21 protein-coding genes are annotated in these 23,348 nt (G+C 60.2%); 8 read left to right on the forward strand and 13 right to left on the reverse strand.

Features of this window, described 5'->3' with window-relative positions; genetic code table 11:
• Nucleotides 1-355: 355 nt before the first annotated feature.
• From P12x_RS16645 to P12x_RS16655, 3 genes are all read left to right on the forward strand, one after another.
• Complete coding sequence (locus P12x_RS16645) at nucleotides 356-640, forward strand: hypothetical protein (protein ID WP_435005463.1); 285 nt, start codon at nucleotides 356-358, stop codon at nucleotides 638-640.
• Between the two features lie 200 nt (nucleotides 641-840).
• On the forward strand, nucleotides 841-3,408 hold the full coding sequence (gene mgtA / locus P12x_RS16650; protein ID WP_435005465.1) for a magnesium-translocating P-type ATPase: 2,568 nt from the start codon (nucleotides 841-843) through the stop codon (nucleotides 3,406-3,408).
• Nucleotides 3,395-4,984 (forward strand): AAA family ATPase, encoded by a 1,590-nt coding sequence (locus tag P12x_RS16655; protein WP_435005466.1) that lies wholly within the window; start codon nucleotides 3,395-3,397, stop codon nucleotides 4,982-4,984. Before mgtA ends, P12x_RS16655 begins: the two co-directional genes overlap by 14 nt.
• A gap of 986 nt (nucleotides 4,985-5,970) precedes the next feature.
• Here P12x_RS16655 and P12x_RS16660 read toward each other — a convergent pair.
• The 13 genes from P12x_RS16660 to P12x_RS16720 form a co-directional block, all read right to left on the reverse strand.
• A complete protein-coding gene (locus tag P12x_RS16660) occupies nucleotides 5,971-6,255 on the reverse strand; it encodes an ATP-binding protein (RefSeq protein ID WP_435011674.1) in 285 nt (94 codons plus the stop codon).
• Nucleotides 6,256-6,555: 300 nt separating this feature from the next.
• Complete coding sequence (locus P12x_RS16665; protein ID WP_435005468.1) at nucleotides 6,556-7,590, reverse strand: response regulator; 1,035 nt, start codon at nucleotides 7,588-7,590, stop codon at nucleotides 6,556-6,558.
• 208 nt (nucleotides 7,591-7,798) lie between these two features.
• Nucleotides 7,799-10,282, reverse strand: coding sequence for a phosphoenolpyruvate synthase (ppsA, locus tag P12x_RS16670; protein WP_435005469.1), 2,484 nt, complete (start codon nucleotides 10,280-10,282; stop codon nucleotides 7,799-7,801).
• Nucleotides 10,283-10,401: 119 nt separating this feature from the next.
• A complete protein-coding gene (locus P12x_RS16675) occupies nucleotides 10,402-10,695 on the reverse strand; it encodes a hypothetical protein (RefSeq protein WP_435005471.1) in 294 nt (97 codons plus the stop codon).
• 253 nt (nucleotides 10,696-10,948) lie between these two features.
• Nucleotides 10,949-11,206: a hypothetical protein gene (locus P12x_RS16680; RefSeq protein WP_435005472.1), complete on the reverse strand. Its 258-nt coding sequence runs from the start codon at nucleotides 11,204-11,206 to the stop codon at nucleotides 10,949-10,951.
• A 194-nt stretch (nucleotides 11,207-11,400) separates the two neighbouring features.
• A complete protein-coding gene (locus P12x_RS16685) occupies nucleotides 11,401-11,772 on the reverse strand; it encodes a DUF2267 domain-containing protein (RefSeq protein WP_435005474.1) in 372 nt (123 codons plus the stop codon).
• Nucleotides 11,773-11,901: 129 nt separating this feature from the next.
• Nucleotides 11,902-12,834 (reverse strand): universal stress protein, encoded by a 933-nt coding sequence (locus P12x_RS16690; RefSeq protein ID WP_435005476.1) that lies wholly within the window; start codon nucleotides 12,832-12,834, stop codon nucleotides 11,902-11,904.
• Between the two features lie 257 nt (nucleotides 12,835-13,091).
• Nucleotides 13,092-13,238, reverse strand: coding sequence for a hypothetical protein (locus P12x_RS16695; RefSeq protein WP_435005478.1), 147 nt, complete (start codon nucleotides 13,236-13,238; stop codon nucleotides 13,092-13,094).
• A gap of 433 nt (nucleotides 13,239-13,671) precedes the next feature.
• A complete protein-coding gene (locus tag P12x_RS16700; RefSeq protein ID WP_435005480.1) occupies nucleotides 13,672-14,355 on the reverse strand; it encodes a phosphoribosyltransferase in 684 nt (227 codons plus the stop codon).
• Between the two features lie 22 nt (nucleotides 14,356-14,377).
• Nucleotides 14,378-15,355, reverse strand: coding sequence for a ribose-phosphate diphosphokinase (locus tag P12x_RS16705; RefSeq protein ID WP_435005481.1), 978 nt, complete (start codon nucleotides 15,353-15,355; stop codon nucleotides 14,378-14,380).
• A 133-nt stretch (nucleotides 15,356-15,488) separates the two neighbouring features.
• Nucleotides 15,489-16,151: a BON domain-containing protein gene (locus P12x_RS16710; RefSeq protein WP_435005482.1), complete on the reverse strand. Its 663-nt coding sequence runs from the start codon at nucleotides 16,149-16,151 to the stop codon at nucleotides 15,489-15,491.
• A gap of 79 nt (nucleotides 16,152-16,230) precedes the next feature.
• Nucleotides 16,231-16,803 (reverse strand): Hsp20/alpha crystallin family protein, encoded by a 573-nt coding sequence (locus tag P12x_RS16715; RefSeq protein ID WP_435005484.1) that lies wholly within the window; start codon nucleotides 16,801-16,803, stop codon nucleotides 16,231-16,233.
• A gap of 291 nt (nucleotides 16,804-17,094) precedes the next feature.
• A complete protein-coding gene (locus tag P12x_RS16720; protein WP_435005486.1) occupies nucleotides 17,095-17,271 on the reverse strand; it encodes a hypothetical protein in 177 nt (58 codons plus the stop codon).
• A gap of 602 nt (nucleotides 17,272-17,873) precedes the next feature.
• On the opposite strand from P12x_RS16720, the gene P12x_RS16725 reads away from it, so the two are divergent.
• The 5 genes from P12x_RS16725 (at nucleotide 17,874) to P12x_RS16745 (ending at nucleotide 23,277) form a co-directional block, all read left to right on the forward strand.
• Nucleotides 17,874-18,242 (forward strand): ABC transporter permease, encoded by a 369-nt coding sequence (locus P12x_RS16725; RefSeq protein WP_435005487.1) that lies wholly within the window; start codon nucleotides 17,874-17,876, stop codon nucleotides 18,240-18,242.
• 292 nt (nucleotides 18,243-18,534) lie between these two features.
• Nucleotides 18,535-19,116, forward strand: a complete 582-nt coding sequence (locus P12x_RS16730) for a hypothetical protein (RefSeq protein ID WP_435005488.1) — start codon at nucleotides 18,535-18,537, stop codon at nucleotides 19,114-19,116.
• A 193-nt stretch (nucleotides 19,117-19,309) separates the two neighbouring features.
• Entirely contained in the window at nucleotides 19,310-20,602 is a 1,293-nt protein-coding gene (locus P12x_RS16735) for an MFS transporter (RefSeq protein ID WP_435005490.1), read from the forward strand.
• Nucleotides 20,603-20,743: 141 nt separating this feature from the next.
• Nucleotides 20,744-21,886: a hypothetical protein gene (locus P12x_RS16740; protein WP_435005491.1), complete on the forward strand. Its 1,143-nt coding sequence runs from the start codon at nucleotides 20,744-20,746 to the stop codon at nucleotides 21,884-21,886.
• A gap of 191 nt (nucleotides 21,887-22,077) precedes the next feature.
• Entirely contained in the window at nucleotides 22,078-23,277 is a 1,200-nt protein-coding gene (locus P12x_RS16745; protein WP_435005492.1) for a hypothetical protein, read from the forward strand.
• The last annotated feature ends 71 nt before the right edge of the window (nucleotides 23,278-23,348 follow it).

The following is a 23,348-nucleotide window of genomic DNA, read 5'->3' on the forward strand; positions in this document are numbered from 1 at the left end:
AAGTAAAGTGCTGCTCGCGAAGGGTAGCAACTATTCGGCTATGACAGCCCCATCGTGCGAAACATCGCATTGGTGGGGTTTTTTAATGTCGATTGGATTTTTTGGAACCAATGCCTGGGTGTCTGCTCAACTATGCAGGATTAACACGTGGCTGTCTAATTGTCAATCATTCTTTTGTTAATTATGGCGGGGCCTTGCCTCTGATTCGGTCGAGATGGTCGTTTTATGGGAGATCTCAGCGAGTTCTGGCGTAATTTGCTGTTCGAGCTCAGGTCGGTCACTCCATGTTACGGTCGATTCAGGATCAGAATATCGTTGCGTGCGTCCATGCGAGACTACTTAAGGAGTCCGTAAGATGCTCGAAGAAATCGAAGTCCTCTTAGAGAGATCGGGCGGGGATGGAGACTATGATCTGGCAGGATTCCGAAACGATTCGGATGAAATGGATCAGCTTATGCAAGCCTGGCTGCTGGAGCGTGGGCGGAGCATTGATTGCTTGCTCTTGCTCGAGTGGTCTCGTCGCATCCTAACCCGCATGATTCGGACTGATGCGATTGAAAAGCCTACCAATCGAGAGGTGAAGCGTCTGCTCCGGAGCATCGAACTGATCGTGAGCGAATCTGCTCCGATCGACGATTGATGGCGGAGATTGCACGATGTTATCGAGGCGGGCCATTGAAACGGCCATGGGCGGTTTCTGTACGTTTCCCGGCATTCTCGCTTCTCGACCTCAATCGGCCATAGGTGGTCGTTTCGTCGATCTTTCCCGGGGCCGTACGTATGTGTAATGTCGCCGGATTGGGGGAATTCCGGCTGATCCGGTGAGAGGGGACGATATCATTGTCGGGAAATGTTGCGGGTGTCATCGGCCGTGGGCTCGAGACGTTCTGGGGACTCGAGACCGAGGAGGCGTTAAAGCGGGTCAACTCGAGTTCGCAGGGCCTGACGACCGAACAGGCATCGGATCGACGGAATCTCCAGGTCGGCAAATCGATTCCCGCGGGAGGTCGCCACGGTAGGCTCAATCTCCTGCTCACGCAATTTTTGAGCCCGATTATACTTATCCTGCTTCTCGCAGCTGGACTCTCAGCATCTCTGGGACAGATCACCGACTCTTCGATCATCCTGGCAATCGTCCTCATCAGCGGGCTGATCGGGTATTGGCAGGAGTACAGGGCCGCCGAAGCCGTTGAGTCGCTCCTGGCCCAGGTCAGGATCAAGACCACAGTCATCCGGGACGGCCTGGAGGTCGATATCCCGGTCGAAGAAGTCGTGCCGGGTGACCTCGTTGTGCTCAATGCCGGTGACATCATCCCGGCTGATTGTCTGATCCTGGACTCCACCGATCTTCATCTCGACGAGGCCGCGCTGACCGGGGAGACATATCCGGCGGAAAAAGCATCGGGAATTCTGCCCGGGGCGACGGTACTCGGCCGCCGGAGCAACAGCCTTTTCCGGGGTACCCATGTCGTGAGCGGGACCGGCACGGCCCTGGTCATTCTCACGGGACGCGAGACCGAGTTCGGGCGCCTTTCGGAGCGGATCAGCCAGGTCCGCCCTGAAGCCGAATTCGAGCGAGGATTACGCCGATTCGGCTATTTCCTCATGCAACTCACGTTCGTCTTGGTGCTTATCATTTTCGCCGTCAATGTCGCATTAGGAAGGACGGTCCTTGAAGCTTTGCTCTTTTCCACGGCACTCGCCGTGGGGCTGACGCCGCAATTACTACCTGCCATCATCGGCGTCAATCTGGCACACGGCGCCCGAGAGATGGCCAGGCGTCAAGTAATCGTCAAGCGACTCGCCTCAATCGAGAGCTTCGGAAGCATGGACGTCCTCTGTTCGGACAAAACTGGAACCTTGACCGAGGGATCGGTTCAAATCCAAGGTGCCCTGGATTTCGCCGGCCGGGCGAGCGAGAACGTCTTCTTCCAAGCCTACCTCAACGCCTCGTTCGAATCAGGTTTCACCAATCCAATCGACGATGCCATCCGGGGCCATCGATCCTTCGACCTTTCCGGCTATCGCAAGGTTGGAGAGGTCCCGTATGACTTCATCCGAAAGCGCTTGAGCGTCGAGGTCGAGAGGGAAGGTCGCCACTTCCTTGTCACCAAGGGGGCACTGATGGGGGTTCTGGCCGCCTGCACTCGGGCCGAGGGAGCCGGAGGAGACGTCGTGGACCTCGCCTCGGTTCGACCCGAGATTGAGCGATTGCATGAGGAGCTCAGCTCGCGGGAGTCTCGGACCCTGGGCGTGGCCTATCGCGATCTCGATCCAGATTCACGTCCGACGAGGGAACGAGAGGCGGACATGACCTTTCTCGGACTACTCGTGCTCCATGACCCTCCCAAGGCCGGGGTCGAGGTGACAATTCGGCAATTGAACCATCTCGGAATCACGACCAAGATCCTGACGGGAGATAACCGCCTCGTCGCCTCGCGAGTCGGCGAGTTGGTGGGGTTGACTGGGCTGGGCGTCCTCACCGGGCCGGAGATCGCCTTGATGAGCAACGATGCTCTGACGCAGAAGGTCGGCGAGGTCGGCATCTTTGCCGAGGTCGAGCCCAATCAAAAGGAGCGGATCTTGCTGGCCATCAAAAGGGCCGGGCATGTGGTCGGCTACCTCGGCGACGGGATCAACGACGCGTCGGCATTACATGCCGCCGATGTCGGCATCTCGGTCGACTCGGCCGTCGACGTCGCCAAGAAGGCGGCCGACATCGTCCTACTAAAGAAAGACCTTGGCGTACTGATCGAGGGGGTCCGGGAGGGGCGTGTCGCCTTCGCCAACACCCTGAAATACGTCAATATGGCCACCAGCGCCAATTTCGGCAACATGCTCAGCATGGCGGGCCTTTCCCCGTTCCTCCCGTTCCTCCCTTTATTGCCCAAGCAAATCCTATTAATGAATCTGCTGACCGATCTCCCGGAGATGGCGATTGCCACAGATGGCGTAGATTCCGAGCTAATCGAGAGTCCGCGACGCTGGGATGTCCGCGAGATCCGCAAATTCATGCTCGTCTTCGGCGTCGTCAGCTCGCTGTTCGATTTCGCATCCTTCGGAGTGCTCCTGCTGATACTCAAGGCCCGGCCCGAGCAATTCCGGACCGGATGGTTCGTGGAGTCGGTGATCTCGGCCTCGGTCATCGTTCTTGTGATTCGAACTCGTAGGCCATTGTTCGGGAGCCGACCGGCGAAGGCCTTGCTCGCGAGCACGATCGTGATCATCCTCGCGACCCTCGCCCTCCCGTTCTCGGAGCTGGGATCCCTCCTGGGCTTCCAACAACTACCCGCCCTGTTCTTGATCGCCATGGGTGCGATCGTCGTTGCATATGTCGCGGCGGCCGAGCTCACCAAGAGGATCTATTTCAGCAAGGGACTGCGAGGGCAAGTCGATGGAAATCACTGAGCTGATCGAGGCCCTTTCCGACCCCGCCGCTTACTCTCATCCGGTCGGCAAGGTGGAAGTTCATCAAACCCATATCTCGGTGGTCTTCCTCGCGGGTTCCTTCGCTTACAAGATCAAGAAACCGCTTCAGCTCGACTTCCTCGATTACGGGAGCCTGGATCGTCGACGCCATTTCTGCGAGCGGGAGATCATCCTGAATCGCCGCCTGGCGCCTTCGGTCTACCTGAAGGTCGTCCCCGTGGTCGGAGTCGGTAACACACTCCGGGTGGATGGAGCCGGCGAGGCGATCGAATGGGCCGTCATGATGGGTCGACTACCCGAGGCCGCCACGCTGAAAGAACGGCTTCGACGTGATGACTTCGCGGTTGAGCAGGTCGTAGCCCTGGCGGATCGGATTGCTGGTTTTCACGCCCGGGCCGAGTCAGGTCCTCAGATCTCGGCCTTCGGGAGATTCGATGTGGTGTCCCGAAACGCACGGGAAAACTTCGAACAATCCGCTCCGTTTATAGGGCTAACAATTAGCCAAGCGGTTTATGATCGATTACAGCGATTAACCGAGATGGCACTGATCCAACTCGGCGAGCTCATAGAGGCGCGTGCTTACCGCGGAATACCTCGCGATACGCATGGCGACCTTCGACTTGGCCACATTTACCTCTTTCCCGAGAGACTCCCTCCCGACGATCTAGTTATCGTCGACTGCATCGAGTTTAACGACCGATTCCGCCATGCCGACCCGGTGTCCGACATGGCCTTTCTTGCGATGGATTTTGCCCGACACGCTCGAAGGGATTTACAGAGGACATTTGCCGAGGCCTATTTCCGGGCGAACGGAGACGTGGAAGGTCGGGCTCTGCTACCCTTTTACATCGCCTACCGTGCCGCCGTACGGGGAAAGGTCGAGAGCCTGATGCAATCGGAGGGAGAGATCCCGGCGGTCGAGCGGGTGGTCTTATTCGAGAAGGCCTGCGCCTGCTGGTTGCTGGCGCTCGGTGAGCTGGATGTCCCGAGCCGGAGGCCCTGCCTCGTTCTCGTGGGAGGCTTGCCCGGATCGGGAAAGTCCACGTTGTCCCGCTTCCTGGCCGATCGGGCCGGGTTAACCGTGATCCGATCGGACGTGGTTCGCAAGGAACTGGCCGGCATCGCGGAGGGGCAGCCGTCGCCGGCCGATTATCGGGATGGAATCTACAGCTCCGATTGGGATGAAAGGACCTACGCCGAATGCTCGCGGAGGGCCGAGGAAAACCTCTTCGAAGGAGAGCGGGTCCTGGTCGACGCGAGCTTCGGCCGGGAGGCGGATCGGCACCGCTTCCGCAAGTTGGCGGAACGCCTGGGTGTTCCCGTCGTCCTCGTGGTCTGTCGGGCTGAAATGTCCGTGATTAGAGCACGGCTGGAAAGTCGCCAGCATGACGCTTCCGATGCCGAATGGTCCATCTACTTGAAGGCCTCCGAGCACTGGGAGGAGCCCCCTCTCGCGACGGCGAGTTCGACGTGGGAAGTTGCCTCCGGCAAGGACATCGGTGAGACGGTCGAGCAGGCGATTCGGGTTCTGAAGGACCTGAAGCTTGCAGACTGATTCATGGATGAAAGACGACCGAGTCGTCTCACAGATCCGAGGATGGTTCTGGTCCATTCGACACGGTCGATTCTCGGAGAGTCGATGGAGCGCCTACATGTCTTGTATTGTATAAATGAATGTTAATTATTGTGTTGATCGATTTCCCCTTCAACTCGACCAGAGCCCGATTCGCCTCATGTGTGGGATACTCGGGGAATTCTGGACTGATCGGTATCTTCGCGACCGGGAGAAGTATCTCTTTGGCATGAGTTAATTGTGTGTGAAAAATTATCAATTCTCGATCCAACCAAAGACGCCCACATGGTCGAATGACGGGTGGGCATGATAGTCCGAGTGCTCCTCGGGGATCGCGTTGATGACCAGACGTCCCCCCCGCTCGAGATGACCCGAGTTTCCCAGAATGGGTGCCCGTGCGGATGTGATGTTGCTGATGGCATGGGGTTTCGCGCTTGACTCATCCGAGTTTTCGCCGGCCCATCTTGCACGCATTTCACGGGAGTGGACAAGCTATTGACCCGACCTGGCGAGGAGGAAGACTCGCGTTTCGGGAAACAGATGATGCAAAAGCCTCAGGACGAGGTGGGCCCAGGCGCCGAAAGCGGTCGGTCCCAGACTCTGCCCGTTCATCATCACCGTCAATCCTGCTAAACGGCAGGATCTCCATCCCGATCGGGGACCGGGTCAGGTCTTCTGACGAGTTGCAGATGGGAGGGGATGACATCAAGAGGGCCCGAGGAAGCCAGGATCAAGGCATTCATAAGCTGGATCGGAGTCCTTGAGTTTGTCGGCCTACTGGAATTTAGATTATATATATTTACTGATTTAATTTATTTAATTATGAATATGTTATTTGTTGTGCTGAGGCTGTCGAGAGGTCGAGGCTGAGTCGGATCGATCCAGGTATGGCCCTGTTATGGCGGTTCGACCAAACGGCATTCATTTCGATTAATTGATAAACTTGGATGCCGTCGTTTGGTCGTTGTTCATGGCGATGCGAAATGGTCGGGTGATGTTTCATCCATGGGGATGTTCATGAGGATGACGGCCCCGGGTCGATCCGGCACGAATATTTCGATTCGGCCACCGTGAGCCTCGACAATCCGTCGGGCGAATGCCAGTCCCAGTCCGATTCCTTTGATCTTGGTCGTGTAGAAGGGCTCGAAGACATTGGCAACCTCCCTTGGATTGAGACCCGGGCCGTTGTCACTGACCGCGATCTGGAGCCCGGCTTGACCCTCGACGTCAGCCGGCCTGCAATGGATCAGGATCCTGGCCGGATCCCTTCAGGCAGTCAGGGGATTGTCGAAGAGATTGCGACACAGCTCCCTGAATCGGGATTTGTCGATGTTGCAGCAAGGATGAATGCCTTCGATGGATTCTTCGATCGAGGCGTCCCGTCCCCCGCTCATTGACAGAACGTCGGCCCAGGCCGCTCGCCAAGTCTCGACGATGTTGGATGGGGTTCGGACAAGCAGGATCGGAGCCGCAAAATAGCTGAGATCCTCGAAGATCCGATAGAGATCGTGCTGGGCCCGCTCGACTCGGGCGATCAAGTCGAGCGATCGGGGTCAGTCCCGGTCGGACAACGCCAGCATCTCCAGGCAAGCCTGGCCGCGTTGGAGGGCATTGCGGCTTTCGTGAGCCAGTCCCGTGGCCATCTGCCCGATGGCCGAAAGTCTCTCGGATCGGAGTACCACACTCTGGGCTCGCTTCAATTCGGTATTATCCTGTTCGACGCCGAGGATCGCCGGTCCACCCTGGTATTCATCGAGTCGTCGAGCGTTCCAGACGATACTGCGGCGTGATCCGTTCCGACAACGGAAAGTCCATTCGTAGTCACGGATTCGTTCGTTGTTGAGGACGAGATTGGCGAATTCTTCTAGAGTAAACCCTGCTTCGTCGCTACAGGACTGATCGTTGTGTGAGTCTCCGATCACATCGTGGACCGAGAAGCGCGTGATTGGTTCGGCGAACGGATTGATGTAGAGGATGGATTGATCGGGGCGAGTGATGATGATCAGCCAGTCGGCGGCTTCGACGAGCTGTTGGAAGGCAAATTCGCGCCGACTCCGGGTCATGGCCAACTGTCGTCGGTCTGCCATTTTAGCGAGCCTGAATCGTAATACATCGAAAACGAGTGGTCTTGTAATGTAATCAGTTGCTCCTTGCCGAATTGCCTCGATGGCTCTCTGAAGGTCGGAGCGGTTCGTCATAAGGATGATCGGCGTCCCCGGCGTCGCCTGGCGCAACCTGGGAAGAACAGGTTCGGCGATTTCGCCCGGAACCTCGTGATCGAGGATGATTGTGGAGAAGGCCTCGAGATCGCGCCGGCCCAAGGTCTCGGAGTCCGAACGGGCGGTCTCAATTCGATGGCCCTCACGCCTCAGTAAATCCAGGAGGTCGGCCCGGGTGCCTGGGGCTTTTTTCACCACGAGTATGTCGAGGGGCATTGGGGAATCCATTCGAATTACCTCGGAAGGCGATTTGACCGAGGCCGGATCCGATGCGCCGACGAATCGAAACCATTGTTCCTTCCAAACGATCGAGTCCGGTTGTGTAGCTGCTACGGGCCAGCTTCCTCCTGTTTCCAGATCATTCCGCATCTGCCCGGTATCATCGATGTGGATCGATCTCGGGCCGGTCGAGGTTGCCCAACGAATTGAGCCCACGTTGCACCCTTGAAGTGTTGACGTGGGCTCTCGTAGCCTCGATCGAATGGCCCGTCGTGAGCCGTCGATTGGATCGAACGCAACCTGTCGGCCCGTTCGGTTCAAGGGTGCAAACGTGGGTAAAACATGAATGATTTTATGTTTATTGATGAGTCGGGGTTTTTTCATGAGAACGTTCGTGAGCTTTAAAATCCTTCGACGACTTTGCGGCTAGGAGTGCGGCCTCTGATTCCAGGATGACCAAGGTCGTTCTCATGACGGTGTCGGGATTGAGTGAGATGCTGTCGATTCGATGCTCGACCAGGAATCGAGCGAATTCGGGATGATCGCTCGGGGCTTGTCCGCAGATACCTACCTTACGGCCAGCGGCCCTGGACCTACTGATCACATCGGCGATCATCGTCATGACGGCCGGGTTTCGTTCGTCGAAGAGTTGGGCGACGATCTCGGAGTCGCGATCCACCCCGAGCACGAGTTGGGTCAGATCATTGGAGCCGATCGAGAAACCGTCGAAGACCTCGGCGAATTGTTCCGCGAGAATGACGTTACTTGGGATTTCGCACATCACGTAGACTTCCAGGCCGTTGGTGTGTGCCTTGAGGTCATTCTCCGCCATCTCGGCGAGGACGAGTCTCCCTTCCTCGACTGTCCTGCAGAAGGGGACCATCAGCTTTACGTTCGTGAGGCCCATCTCGTCGCGGACCTTCTTGATCGCCCGGCACTCGAGCGCGAAGGCCGCTCGGTAGCGCGGGTTGTAATAGCGTGATGCCCCGCGAAACCCGAGCATGGGGTTCTCCTCCGATGGTTCGTAATCTCGACCACCGATGAGGTTGGCATACTCGTTGGTCTTGAAGTCACTCAGCCTGACAATCACGTCTTTCGGGTAAAAGGCCGCCGCGATCATGGCCACGCCCTGGGCTAACTTTTCGACGAAAAACAGCGATTTGTCGTCGTAGCCGACCGTCAATCTCTCGATCTCCGCCCGGACCACCGGGTCGCTGACTCGGGCGAACTCGACCAGCGCCATCGGGTGGATCTTGATGGTATTCGAGATGATGAACTCTTCGCGAGCCAGGCCGACGCCATCGTTGGGGATGAATGACAGCCGGAAGGCTTCTTCGGGATTGGCGATGTTCATCATCACCTTGGTCCGAGGTCGTGCGAGTTCGCGAACGTCCTGACGATGAACATCGAAGTCGAGTAGGCCTTCATAAACGAATCCGGTTTCACCCTCGGCGCAGGAGACGGTAACGTCCTGGCCATTGCGGAGCGCCTCGGTGCCTCGCTCCGTGCCGACGACGGCCGGAAGGCCCAACTCGCGGCTGACGATCGCCGCGTGGCAGGTCCGACCGCCCCGATTGGTGACGATCGCGGCAGCCCGCTTCATCATCGGCTCCCAGTCGGGGTCGGTCTTGTCGGTAACCAGCACCTCTCCATCGCGGAACTCGTGGAGGTCTTGCACGCGTTGCACGATCCGGACCGGACCCCGCCCGATCCTCTCGCCGACGCTTCGGCCACTGATGAGGACAGGACCCCGAGTGCAGAGCCGATAGCCTTCTATGACCTCGGGTCGCCGCTGGGATTGGACGGTCTCCGGTCGAGCCTGGACGATGAATAACTCACCCGTGCGTCCATCTTTCGCCCATTCCAGGTCCATGGGCGTGGGTCGGCCGTACTTTCCGCTGTAGTGGTCCTCGACCAAGCACGCCCAGCGGGCCAGAGTCAGGATGTCGTCGTCGGTGATCGCGAAGCGACGACGATCCTCGGTTGTGACCGGAACGGTTCGAGTCATCCGGCCTCCACCTACGTCGTAGATCAGCTTGTACTCTTTGGTCCCGATCCGCTTCTGTAGGATCGGTCGGAATCCGGTCCGCAACGTGGGTTTGAAGACGCGGAATTCGTCGGGGTTGACGGTGCCCTGGACGATGCTCTCGCCCAACCCGTAAGAGGCGTTGATCAGCACGGCGTCGCGGAATCCAGTCTCCGTGTCGATCGAGAACATGACACCGGACGAGGCGAGGTCGGAGCGGATCATCCTCTGGACGCCGATCGACAGTCCCACTTGAAAGTGATCGAAACCCTTGTCGGCGCGATAGGAGATGGCTCGGTCGGTGAAGAGTGAGGCGAAGCATCGCTTGCAGGACTCGAGCAAGGCCGAGCGGCCCTGGACATTCAGGTAGGTCTCCTGCTGGCCGGCGAAGCTGGCGTCGGGCAGATCCTCGGCCGTGGCGCTACTTCGAACGGCTACGTCGATCGCCCGTTCCGGGGCCTCCTTGGAGAGGTCGTCGTAGGACACCGCGATCTCGTTCTCGAGATCCTTGGGGAGGCTTGCTGATACCACCGCCTGACGGGCGAGGTGCCCACGCCGGCGGAGTTCTTCGGTATTTTGTGTGTCCAAGCCGGCGAGGGTCGCTCTGAGCGTCCGGTCCAACCCGGCCTCTTTGAGGAAGTACCAGTACGCCTCTGCGGTCACTGCGAAGCCGTCGGGCACCCTGACCCCCTTGGTGGATAACTCCCGGAACATCTCCCCGAGTGAGGCGTTCTTGCCGCCGACCAAGGGCACGTCCTCGATGCCGATCTCGCTGAAGTGGCGGATATATTTGGGATCGGTGCCCTTCGTCCCCATGGTAGGTGCCCTTTCAAGTAGAGGATCGAGAGACCATGATCGAACTGCTTGATCGACCGGCTCGCATTCGACGGACCAGTCCCCCGGAATTCATTTCGGCATCGGCTACGGCGATCGGGTCATTCCTTCGCGACGTCACGGACGATCTTGTGGCACTGGACGCAGCTGATCGTGAGCTGGGTGTAGGCGATCGTCACTCCATCGAGGTTCCTGTCTCGCGCGGCCTGGATGATCGCCCCGTTGGCGTTTTCGAAGGCGTGAAGCTGGGTTTTGTAGCCGGGGGTGTCGGCCTGGAGCCAGCCTTCGAGGTAGCCGAGAATCTGCATGCTTTGAGCCTGCTTTTCGATCAGGTCGAAGTCGGCCTTCGTCAGCCCTTCAAGGATCTTCTGCGAAGAGATCAGCTTGTGAGTCATCCAGGCTCTGGCCTCCCTCTGCGAGACGGATGGGCTCTGCTTGTCGTCTCCAGATGCTTGGGCCCGCGCATGGTGAACTCGGATGGAGGCGGTCAGGATGATGGAAGCTGAGATCAAAAGAACGGCAGTGCGAGTCTTCATGGGTTCTCCCTGTTTGTGGACTATTTGTAAGTTCGTGTAATCAGGCGTTCTCGTGTTGTGTCGTGCGGTCCTGAGCGATCGCCCCGGCTGCCTCGACACTGCAACCGAATCTTCAGGGAGTCTCCTGCGAACTTTCTCGGTTCGCTTCCCGAAAGCTCCTCCAATTCCGGTAGAGACTAGCGGCCTCCTCCGCGTCGTATCGGTGGTCAAGGTTCGCGTAGCTGTAGGATCGTCCCTCCGTGTTGAATGCGTTGGGTTCCTTCACGGTGCAAGGCACCTTGTTCTCTCGCAAGAATTCCAGGAAAGCCTCGACCTGGTCAGAGGGCATCTGAAATCGGCCCTGCTCGTCGATGAACAGCTCCTCTAGCATTTTCGTCTCCTAACCTTGGTTGGGGCGGGCGAGCCTGAACGCAGATGGATCGAAATCGAATTCGGCGATTCGTGCCGAAGTTCCGGGCCTCGAGTCATTCGGACCTGACCTCGACGAGCAAGGGGACCGAGTTCGCGAGGGCCGCAACCTCTCGCCGTACTATTTGGAATACCGACGAGTCGATAGGCAGTTGCTTACGAACCACGCGTCGCCTCGCCTTCGGGCCGGAGTTTCCTGATGTCTGCCGGGAGGACGTGCTTTACATCGCCGATTTCACCGGCAAACACATGACTCGGAAGTATCTCGAAAAGGCTCATGCCCCCTTTTGGGAAGTCCTCAGTATCGTCACGGAACGATTTGGCGATGTGCTCCGGGATCCGCTCTTTCTTCCGATCCTTGATCGGCTTGCTGGTCGGATTCCAGTCCTCATACATGAGTCCCCGCAGGAGCATCGGAAGTTGGGCACCAAGGTCGACATCCTCGGATTTGGTCAGCCGATCACGCAAGGCGGCTGGTACCGTTCGATGTACTTGGAAGGCACGCTGGCGGTTGTCATGCCAGCTCAACTCTTCGGCAAGTTCCTTGAGCCCGATGTTCGACGTACGGACCGTAGCCTCGATGGGTGCGATCTAGGCGACGCTCATCCAAATTTTTGATTTTGTGTTTTTGGATAATCATTCTTATGTGATGGTGTGCTAAGTTAATACAGTGGCTTTCTCGGCCAGCGTGTCCGACGCTCGAGCTGGTTCGACCCGGGTTGGCTTGATGATCAGCGAGGGACAGCTCGATCGACGCAGGACGGCCTCGGCGACGCTGCCCATCAGCAGCCGACCCAGGGCAGTCCGACCATGTGATCCGAGTATGATCAGGTCACATCGGATTTGCTCGGCCACTCGCAGGATTTGGGTTGCGGGATCGCCCTGTTCGCACTGCATCTCCACGGGATACTTGAGGTCCCGTCCATCGACTTTGGCTCGCAGATGCATCAATGGCTCGTGGTAGCCTATCGGATTCAGTGGGGCACCGAGGGCAACTCCCGCGACGAAGTCGATTGGCTCGACGTAGAGGAGAAGCAGGCGAGCCCCATGGTCTCGAGCTATCAACCGGGCAACTCTCAAGGCGGCGTCCGAGCGATCCGAGAAGTCGGTGGGATGAAGCATCACGCGGATGGACTCATCCGTAGGTCGGTCGAGCCCTGGTGTATGCAGAGCCAGGACCGAGCAACCGGCCCGATGCAAGATGGCCTCGGCCACGCTCCCGGCCAGGATGCGGCGAACCCCGCTCCGGCCGTGAGTTCCCAGTACAATCAGGTCCGCACCAGCTTCGTGGGTCAGTCGAAGGATCTGGTCGGTGATGATTCCCGCATCAATCCGATATTCGACCTCGATGGGACGATCCGGGGAGTATTCTTCCCTCAGCCACTCTTCGAGGGCGTTTTGCTTTGTACGATCAGTAACTTTGCGTGGCGCCATCCTTTCCAGCAGGCCCCCGGAAAAGGGTTCTTCGGCAACATGGAGCACGAAGATCCGCGTTTTGGTCTCCTCCGCGAGTGAGCAGGCGAATCGGAACGCCGATTTCGATCTCTCGGAAAAGTCGGCCGCTACGAGAATGGTCCGGAAGCATGGCATGATCTGACTCCAGAATTTCCAGGAATGGTGGAGGTCGCCTTCATGTGAGGAGAGTTTGAATGGGCTTTCCCTCAGACTTCGCACGAATCATCGCCGGTACAGCCCGAATCATCGGTCCGCCCCTGCTCTTCGAATACCCGATCTCTGCATATCGTCCCGCCGAGATGGCGTGGAAACAGCGAACTACAAGGCGAGCGACCTCTTCCAGAGTTCCCGGTTCGAGAACGGGGTGTGTGGCTCCGGGTACGGTGACCAGCTCACTCGGGCATCGAAAACATGGTTTGCGCCTGTCGGTTCAGTTCGAGGGCATACTGGTCTTGGCCATCGAAGATCAGTCGGGTCGGGGCCTTGACGTTCGGCCGGTCGCCCCAGGCAATGTCGTCCACCTCGAGAGACGACCGCACCGATTCGCCTCAGGGCCCGGGCGGCCGCAACTATGGCGACTCCGACGCCTGTACTGGCTCCGAAGGAGCCGAGGCGAAGCTTGTGAGTCCTGGCATCCTCTGCCAACCAGCGGTCGGCATGCAGGAGACGATCCGTGAACCGTTTGATATCGAAGACTTTGCATGCCACGACGATTGACGAGGTAAGGAACCGACCCGACGGCAACGACGGTCACTGCGGTGAAGCTCTTCTCTCGGATCAGCCGCATGGTGACTTGAGCTTTTTTTTCGTGGTAGAACTCGTGCACGCCCTCCCCCAGGAGAACGAATCGAGCATCGCCGATCAGATCCATCAAAGGATCGTAGTCTTCCGCATCGCCGACGAGTGGCTGGGCCGCCCTTCGAAGGGCCTCGATCGCGAGGTTGAAGTTCAGGTCAGGAGCCTTGGCCGTCATCAGAATTCCTCCTCCTCTCGACCCGTCCTGGTCACGATCGGGTCCGCGGCATTCTTCAAAAGTTCGCGGACCTCATCATCGGTAGCCTGTGAGAAGTCCTCGTACCAGAGACCGACGGCATAGAACGGATCTGGTGTGATATCGCAGATGCATTCGTCTGCCAGGTGACGGAAATCCTCGCAGGTCTCGGTCGCCGCGGTCGGTTCGGCGACCACGATCCGATCCGGCTGGAGCTGCCTGAGGGCGGTCACGGCGGCTTTCATCGTGGAGCCGGTGGCCAGTCCGTCGTCCACCAGGATCACCGTGCGGCCACGGACTTCCGGTGGCGGTTGGGCTTCCCTGTACTCCTGCTCGCGCCTCTCGAGCTCGCGCAATTCTCGGGCCATGGTCGCCTCGACGACCTGGCGGGGGATCTGCAAGGCCTGGACGATGTCGTCATCGAGCACGCAGACGCCTCCCGATGCGATTGCACCCATGGCCAATTCCTCGTTGCCGGGAACCCCAAGCTTGCGGACGACGAAGACATCTAGCCGGGCTTCCAACGCTCGCGCCACCTCGTAAGCCACAGGGACACCGCCTCGTGGCAGGGCCAGCACGAGTACGTCGGGTCGCCGAGCATATTTGGCTAGCTTTCTGGCCAGCTGGCGGCCGGCCTCGGTCCGGTCTCGGAATGAAGTGGCCATGATCTTCCCTTGCGATCTCGACTCAGTGGGCTACCGGTGCGGATTGAACAGAACAGAAGGCGTCCTGGAAGAGGTCTCCGAGCGACCCATCGGACTGGATCCGCCGGATTGCCGCCGCCAGCAGCGGAGCGATCGATACCCTCTGGATCGTGGCCCACGAGGGTTCGGTCTCGGCCACGCTATCGGTGACGAGTATCCGTCGGATCGCCTCATGGTCGAGCTTCGTTCTTGCATCACCCACGAAGAGTCCGTGGGTGGCGACGATGGTGATCTCGGGACGGGCACCGGCCGCAACCAAGGCCTCAATGGCCCGCGCCATCGTGCCCGCGGTCGAGATCTGATCGTCGATGATCAGGCAGCATCGGCCGCGCACGTCGCCGACGACATGGGTGACCTCGGGGTCCCGTCCGGCGCTTCGCCTTTTGTGCAGGACGACGACCGAGGTATTGAGCCGATGCGCGAATTCGGTGGCCATCCTGACCCGTCCGGTGTCCGGCGAGACGATCAGTACATCGGACGGTACCTGATCGCGCAGGGCTCGGCAGAGCGTCGGGACGGCGGTCAGACAATCGACGGGGATGCGGAAGAACCCCTCGATCTGCTCGGCGTGCAGGTCGAATGTAAGGATCTGATCGATGCCCGAGGCCTCGATCATTCGGGCCACAAGGCTGGCCGTAATCGGCTCGCGCTGGCCGTGTCGTTTGTCGGATCGAGAGTAGCCGAGGTAAGGGACCACGGCGGTGATTCGGTGCGCGGAGGCGCGTCGGCAGGCGTCGGCAAACGTCAGCAACTGGATTAGGTGATCATTGACGGGTGGCCCCGTCGGCTGGATGACGAAGACGTCGCGGCCTCGTACCGGCTCGTCGATCCGTACGGAGATCTCTCCATCCGGGTATTGTCCGAAAGAGCAAATGGAGGTCCGAATCCCGAGCTCGGCCGCGATCCCCGAGGCGAGGGCAGGGTTTGCAGGGCCGGCGAAAAGGAGATAATCCACGGCCATCGATCGGAATCCTCCCCCTGATGGATCCTGCTAAAACTCGGCCCAATCCCTGCGATATCGATGGACCCTGAACCTGGAGAATCTTCGCGACGGGCCCACGCCATCGCGTGGACCCGTCTCATTGGTGAGTCGATCAGGTTGCCCACGGGGACACGGTGATCTGGTTGTCGACCTGGGTGACACCCGGAGCGGACCACGCGGTCGCCTGGGCTTCCTGACGTTCCGACCAGGAGTGCACATCTCCCATCAGGGTCACCTTGCCGTCGTGAGTCTCCACGCGGATCTTTTTGGCGTCGAGTTCGGCGGAACGCTTCAAGGAGGCCTCGATCCGCGACTTGACCTCGGCCGCCGAGACCTCGGGTTTAATCGAGATCTGATCGATCACACCGCGGACGCCGAGCAGGTGACGCACCGCTTCCTCGGCCGATTCCTTCTGATAATGCCAGTCGACCTCGCCCTCCAGAGTGACCCAGCCCTTGCTGACCGAGAGCTTGATTCGCTCGTCTGGCACGGTGGTCTTCCACTGCAAGGCATGGATCGCCGCCTGGGCGATGTCCGTGTCGGTACGCTCTCCGACGCCGCGTGGCCGGACTTCAATGTCATTGGCCACCGCCTTGACGCCATAGACTCGCTTGGCCATCCGATCGGCGGTGACCTTCTCGTTGTAGGTCGGCACACTACCAGTCAGCGTCACGACGCCGTTGCGTGTCGTGACCCCGATCTCGGCCGCATCGATGCTCGGCTCCCACTGGAGCTCGTCGAGCACGTCGATCTGCAATTCCTTGTCGCCCTTCATCTAGACCCTCCTCGAGGCGGTTCGGACTGGCTTTCGATCGCGAAAAACACGGCAGGCGACCATTCGCAACCGGGATGGCCTACTTCTTCTCTTGAATCTCAAGTCGGCGAGTATGGGTCTCGGCACGCCGAGGTGCAGGCATGGAGATCTCGAGTACGCCGTTGCGGAACTCGGCAGACGCCTTGGAGGAGTCGACTCCCTCTGGCAAAGGGATGGCGCGGTAGAAGCTACCGAAGCTGCACTCGCTGTACGAAAAGCCCTTGCGTTCCTCCTTCTTCTCCTGCTTCCTCTCACCCTGGATCACGAGCATGTTTTCCAGGAGTTCGACGTTGATGTCGTCCTTGGACAACCCGGGTAGGTCGGCACTGACCAGGAATTGGCCCTCGCTCTCGCGAATGGTGACCCTTGGTGACCAACCGGACGGGATCAGGCCGCTTTCGCGTCTCAGCATCTCGCGACCTCGTCCGAGGACGTTTGGCATCGTGAGGCCGAGGTCTTCGAAGACCCGGTCCATCTCATCAGCAAGCCGGTACATCATCGACAGTGGATTGCCCTCTCCCGCCGACGATGATCGGCGTTCCACTTCGGTCATATGGCCCTGACCCTTCGCGACCTCGGTCTTCGACCTGGGGGCATCTTTGACTTCCGCCATGGCTTTCTCCTCAGTTGTTGTCAGGTTTCATGACGAATCGATTTGCGGGTCATACCGGAACCCGGGATTAATGGCCCATCACGCAGTCCGGGACTTCGGAAGAAGGAGGGTTTACCCTCGATCCGTCAACCACGAGACCACGAAGCAGCACATCGCCGTACAAGTTGAAACTGGCCCTTCGGTGAGGGATGGTCTAGACATGCCGGCCCGAAATGGCTCAGAAGCAATGCTCGCGGATTTCCTCTCTCAGCAACTGCTTGAGACGCTTGACAGACTCTATTTCCTGACGCTTCAGGTCTTTCCAGAACTTCTGAAGGTCGGCGCGGCCTTCCTCGTTGTGATCCGCCGGTCGTAGCGCCAAAGCGCGTCGAGCCGTTTGCTCAGTTCGTGGATCAGGTCATGGTCGTGATCGGCGCACCCGCAGGTCTCTCCCAGGTGCTCCATCTGCTTCTCGGCGGCGAGAGACATGGCTATCCTCCGCTTCGATCCATCCTGGTTGGGAATTCGGTCCGAGGTTGCCCCGCGACTCGGCGGGACATTCCCGAATGTTCCGGGGTGGAAAACGAAAGGCCCCGCCATGCGAGAGGTCGCATGTCGGGGCCACCTTAGCCTGATCGGCATCGCCCTTCATGAGCGTTGTCGGTTCTCAATATCATCTAAAGCAACTTTCCTGTAAGAAGTCCATTGATTTTTCTGCGGATGACGAGTTTTCGAGTGGTCGACGGATCGTCACGACGTAATACCTCGGTACCTGGACCAGGGCCGGTCGCTCGCGGCAGGCACTCCGGATGAGTTGAAGCATCGGGCGGAGGTTCTGCCACCGGGGACTCGAAGGTGGAATTGTGCGGGCCGGATGTCGCCGGGCTCCTGGAGCGACTACGAGCCCACTCCGGCATCCGAGAGGCGACCATCTCGATCAGCCGGTCCACGCGAGGCTGTACTCAAGCCTGGATCAGGCGGAAATCTGCCTGGATGTCATTGAGTCATTCCGGGCCGAACCAAGCCTCGAAGTTTTCTTCGTCGGGCTGGCCCACAACCGTGGCGCTCAGGGATCCGGGGGAGGCCGGGCCGTGACTGCCATCGATTCCGTTCGAAGGGCGACCTCGATTGCCCGTGAGGAAATCCTCCACATCGTGACGCCCTTTCTGGTCCTGACACTCCTCGAGTTTTGCGGGATCGCCCTGCTGATGCGAGTCGCCTTTCGCGTGCCGATCCACGGCCCTTTCGGCGTCCTCCTGATCTTGATGTTGCCGTTTTCCTCGACGATGCCAGGCCTGGGGCCCTGGATCTCGACGTGTGCCGCGACCCATGATGCCTCCCGTCAGATGTGGATGGGCACGATCCTGCCGTCGATCTTCCTGTCGGGATATGTCTTCCTAATCGACTCGATGCCCTGGGTGTCCGGATGGTCGCGAAGGGGATCCCCTCAACCTGTATGATCGACTCGTCGAGGGGTGTGATCGTTCGATCGGCGGGCTGGCCGGAATCGTCGCTCCACGCCTTGGTCCTCCGGGGCATGGCCCTGTTCGTCCTCATATTCAGTACCTTGAGTTTCCGCAAATAGATCGCGGGACCACTCATCAATCGATCCGTCCCGGGACGAAAAGCGATCTTGCCGGACCCAGCAGGGACCGTATCATGTGCGCGCCTTCGGGCGGGGTCTCGCTATCGTGGGAGATGTGACCGCTCGTCGGCGACCTCGAGAAGTCAAGGATCGACATGAAGAAAACAATGCCCCGCATCCCGATGTTCTTCGCGTCCCTCGGCCTGATCGTCAGTCCCTTCGGCTGCGGCTCGGACGGTCAACCGTCGGTGGACCCCCAAAGTCCCGCCTCACCTGCCGTCGCTGAGGGCAAAACTACGGCTCAAACGCCCCCCTCCGTCGCGGCCGAACCGGTGCCTCTCGCTCCCGTTGAGGCGACCGCCCCCTCCCTCGTCGAAGCCCCCAGCACCCTCGATCCGGCCCTCCTGAGCGTCGACCGCGAGGTCCGCCAGACTGTTGGTAACGTCAAGGAAGGAGTCGGTGACCTGAAGGCCACCGCCGTGGAGTCGGCCAACCAGACCATCGACGGAGTTAAAGCCCTTGGCGATAAGACCATCGGCAGCGTCGAGCAGGCTGCGGACGAGATCAAGGGTGGCGTTCGCGGAGTCGCCCGGGACGCGCAGGGAAAGGTTCGAGATGCCGAGGTAGGCGTCAAGAACGCCGTGCAGGGCGCCAAGGATGAGATGAAGCAGCGGGCCAAAGCCTTGAAGAATGACGCCCGGAAGGCTGCCGGCGCGGCTCTCGATAATCTGCTCGGCAGTCCGAATTGATCGGATCTCGGTTCGAGGAACGGTCCTTGTGAGGCTGGCCTCGGCCGGCCTCTCGCCACTTCTCTCGTGAGACACCCGCTCTCGATTCACGGAGAGCCTTCCGTCGTCGAGTGAAAACCGGTCAACACCGATGGTCGATTTTCGACATCTTGGGGATGCTCCGGCTATCGAAATAGGTTCGATCGGCGAGAGGATGTCCCCTGAAGCCTGCCGGGCGAATTCGGACATCAAACTCTGGTGGGAGTGGACCGTGAATCGTCCCCGAGGGCTCAGCCTACTGCACCTGACCCTCTTCGGGTCGCTGTACGCGATTCAGGGGATCGTGATCTCCTACTTTTTCAATTTCAACCAGGAGTACATGTCGAAGGCCGGGGTCTCCGAAGGGGCGATCGGCACGGTCAGAAGTCTGGCCCTCCTGCCCCTGGTCCTCCGATTCCTGGGAGGGCCGCTCTCGGACCGGATCAACCTCCTGGGACTCGGGCATCGTCGGCCGTTCATCGTCCTGGGACTGCTGATGCAGGGGATCGGGCTTTTGGGGCTCTCCCTGGTCAATCCCGGCCTGCACCTGGTGGGCTTCGGGGTGATGGCCGTCCTGACGGTCCTGGGCCTGGCGCTTTACGACACGGCGACCGACGGGATGATCCTGGATGCGACCGCGCCGGAGGACCGAGCAAGGCTCCAGGGTGCACTGGTCGCCGTCCGGTTTTTCGCGGCGATGGGAACATCCGTGGGATTTGGCTACTGGTTGAAGCAGACGGGCAATGGGCCAGGCCAGGGAGATGGGGTGATTTGGGCCATCGTCGGGCTGGGCCTGATTCCGTTCTTTCTCCAGATCGTGCTTCGGGAGCCACCGAAGATCGGAATCGCCGAGGGGTTTCAGTGGGAGGCCCTGGGAGTCCTGATCAAGCCACGCTCCTTGATCCTGCTTGCCTTCGGAACGCTCTATGCGATCGTGGCCTACGCGGTCGAGATCAACCTGAGCCCCTACTACCATCACATCGGATTCGACGAACAGGATGTGGGCCAGCTCGGGGCAATCCGGTATCTGGGTCGCGCGGTCGGAGCGATCGCGATGGGGCTCGGGATGCGGAGGATCGGGCGAGGCTGGACACTCCTGATCGGAGTGGTCGCCCTGGCGGGCTCGACGATGGGACAGGCGGCCGTGACGGGCGGGATCTCGGCCGGGTTGGCGGCATTTGCCTTCGGACTGGCCAACGGCTGGGATGACGCCCTCTTCTATGTCCTGGCGATGGAAGCGTCGGACCCGAGGATGCCGGCGTCGACCTGTGCACTCTTCATGTCGGTGACCAATCTCAGCGTCACCGGCGGGGGATTCTTCGCTCTCGGCGTTTCGGCTTTTGATGGCCGGTATCCCCCCGTGTTCGCGATTGCTGCCGTGCTGGTGCTGGCCGCCCTGCCCTTGATCTTGCCGTTGAGTCGCACGCCCAAAACCCCCGAACGGATGGATTCCGGGATCCCGACCTGAGCGTCCGGATATCAGGGTGTTTTGATGCGATGTCGGAATATTTGAGCTTGCTGGATCAAGATCCGCGCCAAACCCGCCGATGAGAGGGTGACTCACCTTTGCGGAGCAAGGGGGAGAGAGACCCTTACGGAGGGGGAAATCGTGGTCCTGATCTCGGTTCGAGCGAGGGGGAATTCCGGTCCATCGGCGCTCCTTCTGATCGCCGGCCTGGCCCTGGCCTCGACGCAACCCGTTCGGGGACAAGCTCCCCCGACCCCGTCAGAGGCTCCCAAGGCGGTCGCCCGATTTGAGGGAGTAGCCTCCCCAGGGCTTCGGATCACCCTGAAGTCCGACGGTTCGACGGGACGAGACCTCCGGTTCGGATGGGTCCAGACCGAAGGACCGGCCGTTAACCTGGAACAACCCGAGGCAAGTACCACATCGCTGGTCGTCCCTGAAACCGACGAGCCACTTCGATTCCTCCTGATAGTCGGGAATGCCCAAGGAGTGTCGACCGCTGCACTGACGATCCCGGTCGAGCCCACGGGGGCCGAGGCACGCGATCCAACCCTCAAGGCCGATGCCGGAGACGACCTGCTCGGGACCGTCGGACGTCAGGTCACCCTGAATGGGATCAGGAGCGAGCCCAAGGGCAAGGTGGGCTTTCGCTGGATCCAGGCCGGCGGTCCTCCCGTTGCCCTGAAGCTGGAGGCCGGTTGCTACTATACCTTCGTGCCAACCGCCCCGGGGGTCTATCAATTTGCGTTGGTAATCGCCTCGGGTGACAAGATCGCCGAGCCCGATTATGTGAGCGTCACGGTCGGTTCCGCATTGCCCGATTCGCCCTCGACCAAGGCAACTGCTCCGGCTCGAACAAACCCGGTTGCTCCACGACTTCCGACCGAGGAACTGACTCGCGCCTCGGTCCTCTCGATTTCGGGCGTAGAGCAACTCGCACCTGAGCTTTCCCGGATCTTCTCCGAGATCGCCGCTCGGATGGAACTGTATCAGAGCTACGAGGAAGCCTACAGCGAGCTATCCCGGAGACTCGATTCGGTCATACCACGGGCTCCCGAACTACGTTCGACCTGGACCGAGAAGCTATTCGTCCCACTGACGCTTCGGATGATCGAAACCCTGAAGCACGAGGGGCTCGACCTGGGGCGACCCGAAGGCCAGTCGGCCGCCCTGACCCGCGATCAGCGGAGCCGGCTGGCCGAACATTTCCGAGCGATGGCCGGTGGATTGGAGCGGGCCGAGAAATCCAGCGGGCCAGATCAGGTCGATGTGAGACCGAAGAGCTAGGTAACCCGTCCTCGATGGATCCTCCGGAAGGAGTCGATGCGATGATGACCGCGCGATGGTTCGGACGGGCCGCTTTGAGGCCGGTCCCGTTGATAATGGCTCTCATGATCGCGTGGGGTCATCCTGCCTCGATCTGCTCCGCGCAGCAGGCATCCCCGCCGTCCGAAATTTGGACTTCCGTGCCCGCAGCGATGAACCAGACGTTGACCACCGGTCGCCCGACTGTGGTCCTGCTGACCTCGAGATCGAGCCCGGACTCGTTGAAGCTCAAGGCGGCGATGACCTATCTGCCCGCGTTCCGCTCGCTCGCTGCATCGATGCCCCTGACCGAGATCACCGCGGAGTCCTACCCCGATCAGTGTCGAGGACTGACCGCGGCGGACCTCCCGCTGGTCGCGATCTACCGAAAGGGATCGAAAGGGCTGGAAATGGCCAGTTCGAAGCGGGGTGTTCGCAATGCTGCCGAGATGCTCGAATGGCTAGCCTCACAGGGGCTGATCGAACGCCGGAGTGTTGCCGATACCTCAGCCCCTGCCGACGATCAGTTGTCGAAGACCTCCCATACTCACGGCGGAGCTGCTCCTTCCTCGCAGAACGCTCCCTCGCCTCAGACCCCTCCCCCGTTCGTTCCGGACAAGCAACCCCCCGCCTCCTATACCCCTCCGGCGCCAGTTCAGCAGTACGTCCCCGCCCCGCAATATTATGCCCAGCCGGCCTATTCCGCCCCGATCCCTGCGGCGGCTCCGACTTATGTGAATCTGGCCCCGCCAACGATGGTCGTCCAGCAGCAGCCTCAACAGATCATCGTGGGTCCATCGCCTCCTCCCCAGGTGACGGTGCTCCAGATGGGAGCCGCGCCACCGGCACCCGCTCCGGCCCCGGCCCCAGCCCCGGCACCGATGAACCTGATGATGCCGGCCCCCGCTCCACCCGCTGCCGCGCCACCGACGGCACCGATGGGATACGCCCCGATGCCCGCCTATGCCCCGGCCCCCGCCTATGCGCCCGCCCCGGCCCCAGCCCCCGCCCCGGCCGCGGCGGCACCCGGTGTGATGGTGGCGAATGCCCCTGGGCCGATTGACCGGATGCTCGCAGGAATCGGGCGGAATCTGGTCCGGCGTGGCTATCCCAGGATCGCCGTGGCCGAGGCTCCGGCCTCTTATGCTCCCGCTCCGGCGGGGTATGCCCCGATGGGGGGATATCTCCCGGTTGGACAACCGATGCTCACTGCTTTCCCGACGGCCCCCTATGCTCAGGCGCCTCCCCCAGGGTACTACCCGCCGGTTTTTGCACAGCAACCTCCTCCCGCCGAGCCCCCCCCGCCCATTGGGCCGGCCCCCTCACCGCAGAGCAATCCGTCGAGTCATCGTCGATTCTCGCTCTTTCATTGATCGAGCCAGGCGATCACGCCCGGATTCGAACTCTCGACGCCCTCGAGGTCGCCCGGTTGGGTGACTTCGAG

This window comes from Tundrisphaera lichenicola (assembly GCF_051175385.1).
Lineage (GTDB): Bacteria > Planctomycetota > Planctomycetia > Isosphaerales > Isosphaeraceae > Tundrisphaera > Tundrisphaera lichenicola.

Excerpts from the sequence above, each read along its gene's own strand:
- P12x_RS16645 (WP_435005463.1), top strand. The coding sequence starts at position 356 with ATGCTCGAAGAAATCGAAGTCCTCTTAGAGAGATCGGGCGGGGATGGA.
- P12x_RS16655 (WP_435005466.1), top strand. The coding sequence starts at position 3,395 with ATGGAAATCACTGAGCTGATCGAGGCCCTTTCCGACCCCGCCGCTTAC.
- P12x_RS16665 (WP_435005468.1), bottom strand. The coding sequence starts at position 7,590 with ATGCGGAATGATCTGGAAACAGGAGGAAGCTGGCCCGTAGCAGCTACA.
- ppsA (WP_435005469.1), bottom strand. The coding sequence starts at position 10,282 with ATGGGGACGAAGGGCACCGATCCCAAATATATCCGCCACTTCAGCGAG.
- P12x_RS16675 (WP_435005471.1), bottom strand. The coding sequence starts at position 10,695 with ATGACTCACAAGCTGATCTCTTCGCAGAAGATCCTTGAAGGGCTGACG.
- P12x_RS16680 (WP_435005472.1), bottom strand. The coding sequence starts at position 11,206 with ATGCTAGAGGAGCTGTTCATCGACGAGCAGGGCCGATTTCAGATGCCC.
- P12x_RS16690 (WP_435005476.1), bottom strand. The coding sequence starts at position 12,834 with ATGCCATGCTTCCGGACCATTCTCGTAGCGGCCGACTTTTCCGAGAGA.
- P12x_RS16700 (WP_435005480.1), bottom strand. The coding sequence starts at position 14,355 with ATGGCCACTTCATTCCGAGACCGGACCGAGGCCGGCCGCCAGCTGGCC.
- P12x_RS16705 (WP_435005481.1), bottom strand. The coding sequence starts at position 15,355 with ATGGCCGTGGATTATCTCCTTTTCGCCGGCCCTGCAAACCCTGCCCTC.
- P12x_RS16710 (WP_435005482.1), bottom strand. The coding sequence starts at position 16,151 with ATGAAGGGCGACAAGGAATTGCAGATCGACGTGCTCGACGAGCTCCAG.
- P12x_RS16715 (WP_435005484.1), bottom strand. The coding sequence starts at position 16,803 with ATGGCGGAAGTCAAAGATGCCCCCAGGTCGAAGACCGAGGTCGCGAAG.
- P12x_RS16720 (WP_435005486.1), bottom strand. The coding sequence starts at position 17,271 with ATGTCTCTCGCCGCCGAGAAGCAGATGGAGCACCTGGGAGAGACCTGC.
- P12x_RS16730 (WP_435005488.1), top strand. The coding sequence starts at position 18,535 with ATGCCCCGCATCCCGATGTTCTTCGCGTCCCTCGGCCTGATCGTCAGT.
- P12x_RS16735 (WP_435005490.1), top strand. The coding sequence starts at position 19,310 with ATGTCCCCTGAAGCCTGCCGGGCGAATTCGGACATCAAACTCTGGTGG.
- P12x_RS16745 (WP_435005492.1), top strand. The coding sequence starts at position 22,078 with ATGAACCAGACGTTGACCACCGGTCGCCCGACTGTGGTCCTGCTGACC.